This window comes from Xenorhabdus sp. Sc-CR9 (assembly GCF_963897815.1).
Classification (GTDB): domain Bacteria; phylum Pseudomonadota; class Gammaproteobacteria; order Enterobacterales; family Enterobacteriaceae; genus Xenorhabdus.
The window spans coordinates 1-7,026 of record NZ_CAWQTY010000003.1 but is presented as its reverse complement, the minus strand read 5'-3'; the positions used below and the strand labels follow the sequence as shown (position 1 = coordinate 7,026).

8 protein-coding genes and 1 pseudogene are annotated in these 7,026 nt (G+C 42.1%); 4 read left to right on the top strand and 5 right to left on the bottom strand.

Annotated elements, in window-relative coordinates; genetic code table 11:
* Positions 1 to 600: 600 nt before the first annotated feature.
* The 4 genes from potD to potA are packed head-to-tail and all read right to left on the bottom strand — an operon-like array spanning position 601 to position 4,445.
* Positions 601 to 1,653, bottom strand: a complete 1,053-nt coding sequence (gene potD / locus AACQ81_RS00140; RefSeq protein WP_237388306.1) for a spermidine/putrescine ABC transporter substrate-binding protein PotD — start codon at positions 1,651 to 1,653, stop codon at positions 601 to 603.
* Between the two features lie 56 nt (positions 1,654 to 1,709).
* Positions 1,710 to 2,489, bottom strand: coding sequence for a spermidine/putrescine ABC transporter permease PotC (potC, locus tag AACQ81_RS00135; RefSeq protein WP_092553962.1), 780 nt, complete (start codon positions 2,487 to 2,489; stop codon positions 1,710 to 1,712).
* A complete protein-coding gene (potB, locus tag AACQ81_RS00130; protein WP_237388305.1) occupies positions 2,486 to 3,346 on the bottom strand; it encodes a spermidine/putrescine ABC transporter permease PotB in 861 nt (286 codons plus the stop codon). Before potB ends, potC begins: the two co-directional genes overlap by 4 nt.
* Positions 3,330 to 4,445, bottom strand: coding sequence for a spermidine/putrescine ABC transporter ATP-binding protein PotA (potA, locus tag AACQ81_RS00125; protein WP_237388304.1), 1,116 nt, complete (start codon positions 4,443 to 4,445; stop codon positions 3,330 to 3,332). Before potA ends, potB begins: the two co-directional genes overlap by 17 nt.
* A gap of 632 nt (positions 4,446 to 5,077) precedes the next feature.
* On the opposite strand from potA, the gene AACQ81_RS00120 reads away from it, so the two are divergent.
* The 4 genes from AACQ81_RS00120 (at position 5,078) to AACQ81_RS00105 (ending at position 6,942) form a co-directional block, all read left to right on the top strand.
* Positions 5,078 to 5,305 carry a type II toxin-antitoxin system Phd/YefM family antitoxin gene (locus AACQ81_RS00120; protein WP_237388303.1) on the top strand — a complete coding sequence of 76 codons (228 nt, stop codon included), beginning with the start codon at positions 5,078 to 5,080 and terminating at the stop codon, positions 5,303 to 5,305.
* A 23-nt stretch (positions 5,306 to 5,328) separates the two neighbouring features.
* A complete protein-coding gene (locus AACQ81_RS00115; RefSeq protein WP_237388302.1) occupies positions 5,329 to 5,670 on the top strand; it encodes a type II toxin-antitoxin system RelE/ParE family toxin in 342 nt (113 codons plus the stop codon).
* Between the two features lie 124 nt (positions 5,671 to 5,794).
* Positions 5,795 to 6,115 (top strand): heavy metal-binding domain-containing protein, encoded by a 321-nt coding sequence (locus AACQ81_RS00110; protein ID WP_237388301.1) that lies wholly within the window; start codon positions 5,795 to 5,797, stop codon positions 6,113 to 6,115.
* 188 nt (positions 6,116 to 6,303) lie between these two features.
* Positions 6,304 to 6,942, top strand: coding sequence for a hypothetical protein (locus AACQ81_RS00105; RefSeq protein ID WP_237388300.1), 639 nt, complete (start codon positions 6,304 to 6,306; stop codon positions 6,940 to 6,942).
* On the opposite strand, the pseudogene AACQ81_RS19610 reads toward AACQ81_RS00105, so the two are convergent.
* Positions 6,904 to 7,026 (bottom strand): annotated as a pseudogene (locus AACQ81_RS19610) (IS982 family transposase); the annotation flags it as partial. The gene AACQ81_RS00105 and the pseudogene AACQ81_RS19610 overlap by 39 nt on opposite strands.

Below are 7,026 nucleotides of genomic sequence, written 5' to 3'. Positions count from 1 at the left end.
AAAGAGTATCATCCGTAGTGCTATCGTTATTCGTGATGCTGTAATTACCTTTTATACACTTCGTTTTTCAAACTGCCTCTTTGTTGGCTGCGCTCGCTCATCCCGGTCACATAGTTATCTATGCTCCCGGGGATTTGCTCTTGTGCCGCCGCGATGTAACTTGAAATCCATTGTGTATATGCCGTCGTCTTTCAAGTTGTAGTTTGGAAGCAGAACAGAAATTCAGAATCTAATTGAATAAGTTCTAAGCTCAGGCTTGCAGGATTATTGTAGACTACTATTTATCAGGCAATTGAGGGAATAGAAAGAGAATCTTGATTAAAGAGAAAAAATCAAATAATAACTACATTAATCTAAGAGTCTTTTTAAAAAAAATTCCATATCTCACTTTATTAATGATAAATATTCTTCTTATATTGGCATATAAGTAATATTTCAAAATAGTAGATCACTTCCCTGCTCCCCACACAACGGCAAGAGGGAGTTCCCAGAAGCATCGCTAACAGGAACTGTTCACCAATCAATTGAATTTTTTTTTAAATGATATCCGTAAATTAAAAAGGGGAGCCAAAGCTCCCCATGATTCAGCTGAATTCAGTATCACTGACCTGCTTTCAATTTTTGGTAGTACTCTTCATACAGGATATTTGAATTGCCAACATCACTCTGCCATTCACCTTTCTCGATAATAACATTATCCGGATACAGCGATTTATCTTCTGTCATTGCCTTAGGCAGAAGTTTTTTTGCTGCAAGATTCGGCGTCGGGTAACCGATTTTCTCTGCCACTTGTGCCGCGATTTCTGGGCGCAACAGGAAGTTAATCAGCTTCATCGAGCCATCAACATTCTTGGCATTAGCAGGAATAGCCAGGCTATCCATCCAGAAAATTCCGCCTTCTTTCGGCCAGATAATCTCAACAGGAGTTCCCGACTGGCGTGCGACATATGCGGAACCCGGCCACATCATGCCCACATCAACTTCACCCTCCATAAATGGATTGGCTGGATTATCAGAATTAAATGCCAGTACGTTTGGCATCAGTTTTCTCAACTCCTGATAAGCCGCTTCAATCTCTTTCGGGTTGGTGGTATTGCCTGAATAACCCAGTTTCAACAACGCCATCTGGAAGACTTCACGGGCATCGTCAGTCAGTACTAAACTGCCTTTATACTGCGGTTTCCAAAAATCATCCCACGATGCAATGGATTTAGGATCAACATTATCACTGTTAACGCCAATCGCCGTTGCTCCCCAAATATAAGGGATAGAGTAATCATTATTCGGGTCAAAAGACTTATGAAGCAAGTTCGGATCAAGATTATGGAAATTGCTCAGTTTGCTCGTGTCGATTTTTTGCAGCATCCCTTCTTTACTCATCTTTGAGATAAAGTAAGTGGATGGAACCACTAAATCATAAGCGCCGTCTTTATAGGTTTTCAGCTTGGTATACATGCTCTCGTTGGATTCGTAGGTGGAATAAATCACCTTAATCCCAGTTTCTTTAGTGAACTGGTTGAGCAAACCAGGCGGAACATATTCAGTCCAGTTGTAGAAATACAGCGTCTTGCCGTCATCTGCGGCAGCGGCATTCACTGAACCAATGCTTAATGCCATCATCCCAGCGGCTAACAGACAGAACCACTTTTTCATGTTGTTTTTCATGTTGTTTTTCATATTATTTTTCATGTAGTGTTCCCCTTGCAGTTTTAAGACTTACCCGTGCGGTCCCGCATCACAAATTGGCTAATCAGTACCAAAACCAACGACATAAGCAGTAAAATTGCTGCTAACGCGTTCACTTCCGGCGAAACCCCGACTTTTACCATTGAATAGATTTTCAGTGGCAGGATTTCATAACTCGGCCCCGTCACAAATGAGGAAACAACCACATCATCCATCGACAGGGTAAAGCTCAGCAGCCAACTCGCCATCACCGCCGGCATTGCCAACGGCAGGATGATTTTGCGCAGGATAGTTAATTCACCTGCCCCCAAATCACGCGCCGCTTCCAGCATTTTGACGTCAAAATCTTTCAGGCGGGAGTAAACCGTCACGACCACAAACGGCAAGCAAAAAGTGATATGCGAGAACAGCAGAGACCAGAAGCCAAGTGAAATGCCGAGCAGCATAAACAGCACCAGCAATGAAATCGCCATTACGATATCCGGCGACATCATCACGACAAATAACATTCCGCCAACGAACTTTTTACCCCGGAACGAGTAACGATACAAGGCAACCGCAGTCAGAGAACCTATCAGCGTGGCAAACGTAGCGGACGTTACCGCCATCGTCAAAGAGTGCCCCGCTGCTTGCAGCAAGCTGTCATTGGAGAACAACAGGCTGTACCACTCAGTGGTAAATCCCTGCCAGTTAATGCCAAAACGAGACTGGTTAAACGAGCTTATCAGCAGAATAATAATCGGGATATACAGGTAAGCATAAACGATGGTCATGAAGCCACCGCGCAACAGGCGTCCGATCATTCCAGTGCCACCTTCTTATTCAGCAGCTTCGCCGCACGATAATAGACGAACAACATCAGTCCCATTACCAGTGTCAGGCAGATACTGGTCGCAGCGCCAAACGGCCAGTCACGGATGTTGAGGAATTGGCTCTTAATCACGTTACCAATCAGCAGATTCTTCGCTCCGCCCATCAGGTCAGCTACGTAGAACAGCCCCATCGCAGGCAGCAATACCAACAGACAACCCGCAATAATGCCCGGCATCGTCAGTGGAATGATAATGCGGATAAAGGTTTGTAACTTACCCGCACCTAAATCGCGGGCCGCTTCCAGACAGGGTTTATCCAGCTTCTCAATACTGGAATAGAGCGGCATGACCATAAATGGCAACAGGATATAAACCAACCCCAACACGACAGCTTCGGGGGTATACATGATACGCAGAGGTTTATCGATAATCCCCGCCCACAGCAGAAAATCATTCATATAACCGCGGGTACTGAGGAACATCTTCAAGCCATAAATACGGATTAACGAGTTCGTCCAGAACGGTACGATTAATAGAAATAGCATCAGGGGACGCAGTTTTTTCGGCAGACGAGCCAGAAAAAAAGCGAAAGGATAGCCAATCACCAGACAGCACAACGTCGCCACAATCGCCATATTCAGTGAGTGCAGTAACACTTCGGCATACAGCGGATCGAACAACCGTGTGTAGTTATCCAGCGAAAATACCATCTGCACCAGATTAGCATCATCACGGGTCAGGAAGCTGGTTCCGATAATCATCAGATTCGGCAGAAAGACAAACAGCATCAACCACGATACTATGCCCGTAATGACGATATTCTGGAACAGTTTACGCGTCTTCTTCATCGACCAGCACAACCTCCCAGCTTTCAACCCAAGTAACAGCGATCTTCTGGTTCAGGGAATGGTCAACATCAGGATCATCTTCATTGAAGAATTCGCTGACCATAACCATTTTGCCATTTTCCATTTCAACAACAGAATCCAGCGTCATACCCTTGTAGTTACGTTCACGCACATAACCAATCAGGCCTGTGACTTGCTCACCGTTATTGATCTCTTCCACGCGCAAGTCTTCCGGGCGCAGCAACACTTTCAGCATTTGCCCTACAGTGACTGGCAGCGCAGTGAAGATATCACATTCGTGACCTTCAACATTGGCGCGTATCCGCTGCTCATCAATGCGATGTAATACTTTGGCATCAAAGATATTGATTTCGCCGATAAAGCGGGCGACGAACAGATTTTTCGGCTCTTCATAAATCTCGCGCGGAGAACCATCCTGCTCGATACGCCCGTTACGCATAACCACGATGCGGTCTGACATTACCAGAGCCTCTTCCTGATCATGGGTAACAAAGATAAAAGTGATACCAAGCTTGCGCTGAAGCGCTTTTAGCTCATTTTGCATCTGCTTGCGCAATTTGTAATCGAGTGCGGACAGCGATTCATCCAGCAACAATACCTTAGGCTTATTCACAACCGCACGGGCAATCGCCACACGCTGCTGTTGACCACCGGAAAGCTGCGCGGGTTTACGCTGGGCAAACTCTCCAAGCTGCACCATGCGCAATGCGTCTTCAACACGCGGAGCAATCTCTTTTTCCGGTGTTTTCTGCATTCGAAGCCCAAAAGCGACATTTTCAAATACGGTCATGTGAGGGAATAGGGCATAACTTTGGAAGACCGTATTAACGTGACGGTTTTCAGCAGGAATATTTGTAATATCCAGCCCTTCCAGTAAAATTTTGCCGCTGTCCGCATCTTCTAGCCCGGCAATCAGACGGAGTACTGTGGTTTTGCCACAACCGGATGGCCCAAGAATGGTCAGGAACTCGCCATCATTGATTGTCAAATCGAGCTGTGAAATAACTTGTTTACCGTCGAAGCCTTTGCTCAAGGCTTTCAATTCCACAAGTGGAGTCAGAGAGGTGTTCTCAGTCATTTATGCTATCATCTATCCCTTGGAATAATGCAGATAGAACCGCCACAGGAAAAGACTGTGTTAGCTGGCAGGAGGAATCATTTCTCCGCTAAAGCTCAAAGCCAGTGGCGCCGGTTGAAATTACGAAGCGCGCATAATAAACGCAGTCCGTCCAAATTGAAAGCCGAATCAATGACAATGTGTCATTTTTTATTATCATTTCATGAATAGTAACATTGAAGCACCATTTTGAACCTCGTTTCCCCTGTTGGAAATAACTTCCTGATGATTATTTTTCAGTCAAAAAAATATTCTTTTTTTTCAATACATTCCATCAGGCACAAAAAAGCGCTCATAACCATTCTCCATTCTCTCTCGCTCTCCCAAGTTTCCAAGAAATACAAACATGACTATCACTTTGATGGCATTCAAGTCCCTTGTTTCCTTTCAATAATGACGATCCTGATAGCCGCGGGAGCAACTCCATAATCACCCATTAGGTATATACCCGAAGAATTCAAACTACTTCCCCCTCACCACACTGAGAACGAAAAACAGACATTGAAAGTGGGTTCTATATAGTCTAAATTAAGACCTATTATCGTCTATTGATAGCCCCTAAAAACAGAAAATATTTTCATCAGGAGTTTTAAATGAAAATTGAAACTATTTCTTATGTAAAAAAGCATGCTGCAATGCTTGAACTATCAGAACCCATCTTAGTTACCCAAAATGGTTTACCTGCTTATGTCATTGAATCATATGAAGAACGGCAAAAAAGAGATGGCGCAATTGCATTATTGAAACTGCTGGCTATTTCTCAAAAAGATAAAGATGCAGGAAAACTGTATTCACGTGAGCAATTATTGGAAGATTTGTAAATCAATAAGTGTTTGGGGAATAAATGTCTGATATTTTAATTAATTATACGGAAACGTTTAAATTTTCCTTAAGAGAAATAGCTTCATATTTGCGAACAAAAGAACTTGAACCATTACCTATCATTCAAAAGGCATTGGATGAATTTGAGAAAAAAATCAACTTTTCGCCAACCTGCTGCCAAATATCACCTGAATTGGCTAAATTAGGTGTGACAAATTATCGTGAATGCAATATTCAAAATGGCCACAGAGTGATTTATTCTATTGATTTTGATGGGAGCACGGATATCGTTATCGCTCATGTCATTATTCATCAAAAACAAGATATACAGGCATTGCTTTTTAATCGAATTATTACTTATTAATCTGAAGCCCTTACCCAAATCGCCAGTAATGACCTGCAATATCAACGTATAGCCATCTCAGGTGGCAAATAAATCCACCTGAGTACCAAGAAAAAAGTAATGTAATATCAAATGGAGATCGATAATGAAAAATGCAACAACACCCACATTAGAAGGCCATACCATCACAGATTATCTGGGTGTCGTCACAGGGGAAACGATTCTTGGGGTAAATATTGTGAAGGATTTTTTTGCTGGGGTTAGAGACATCGTTGGTGGACGTTCTGGCTCTTATGAGAAAGAATTGAAAAATGCACGGGAAATTGCCTTTGCAGAAATGAATGCTCAGGCCCAAGCTTTAGGTGCCAATGCGGTTGTCGGCATTGATATTGACTATGAAACCATCGGCAAAAATGGCGGTATGCTGATGGTTGCCGTATCAGGGACAGCGGTTAAGATTGCGTAAAGATAAATAGTACTGAATTTACAGATTAGGCCATCGATTGGGTGGCTTAATTTATATTAATGTGATTTAAAACACAGAATAACAAAATTTTCTTTTATATTCTACCATTCTATAATATCCACCATACTACTCCATACCAATTAGGTAATTAATAAGTAAGATCTTCATTACTGATGGAGGACATATTTATGTTATTCAGATCAAAATCTTTCAGTGTTAATAGTTCGGATAATTTAAATTCGTTAAATCGGTTTAAATCCAGTCCTAATCTAACTTCCCTTTCTTTTGATGCTAAAGCATCATTAACTTCCGAGAAAGTTTCTTTATCAAGAGCATGTGAAATTTCAAATTTATTAAAACTTGAAATAGAAAATAACAAATGGAAACTTAAACTGGATAAAAAAGAAAGAAGGGATATGGAATTAAGAAATTGGAATAACAGATGCATATATTCTTGTGGCGTTTTTCAATCTATACTGGAAAGAACCAGTAGCGTATTAAATGAAGATATTAGCCAACAAGAGAAATATCATTGTTTTGCAGCAAATTTCAGGGGGTTTCCTGTAGGGGTGCTGGTGCTGACCATTACAGAAAAGAAATTACTCAATGCACCAAAACTTTTACCTGACATTCCTCTAATCTCAGATATTTCCACACATCCCGGTATTAGGGGATGTGGAATTTCACTCATCGAGTGTGCAGTAAATGTATCTTATCAATTAGGAAAAAACGGTGTGGTTCAACTAACCCCAATTGATGAAAGCGAAGATTCTTATTCATATATAACCTCAGCTTCGTTTAAGAATAGCGATATCATTATTCCGTAAATTCAAACTCGGTTTTTTAGGTTGGAATGTATACGCAATGAGGCCTGCGGCGATTTCCAGTAGAAAACCGAGTTGACTGCGATG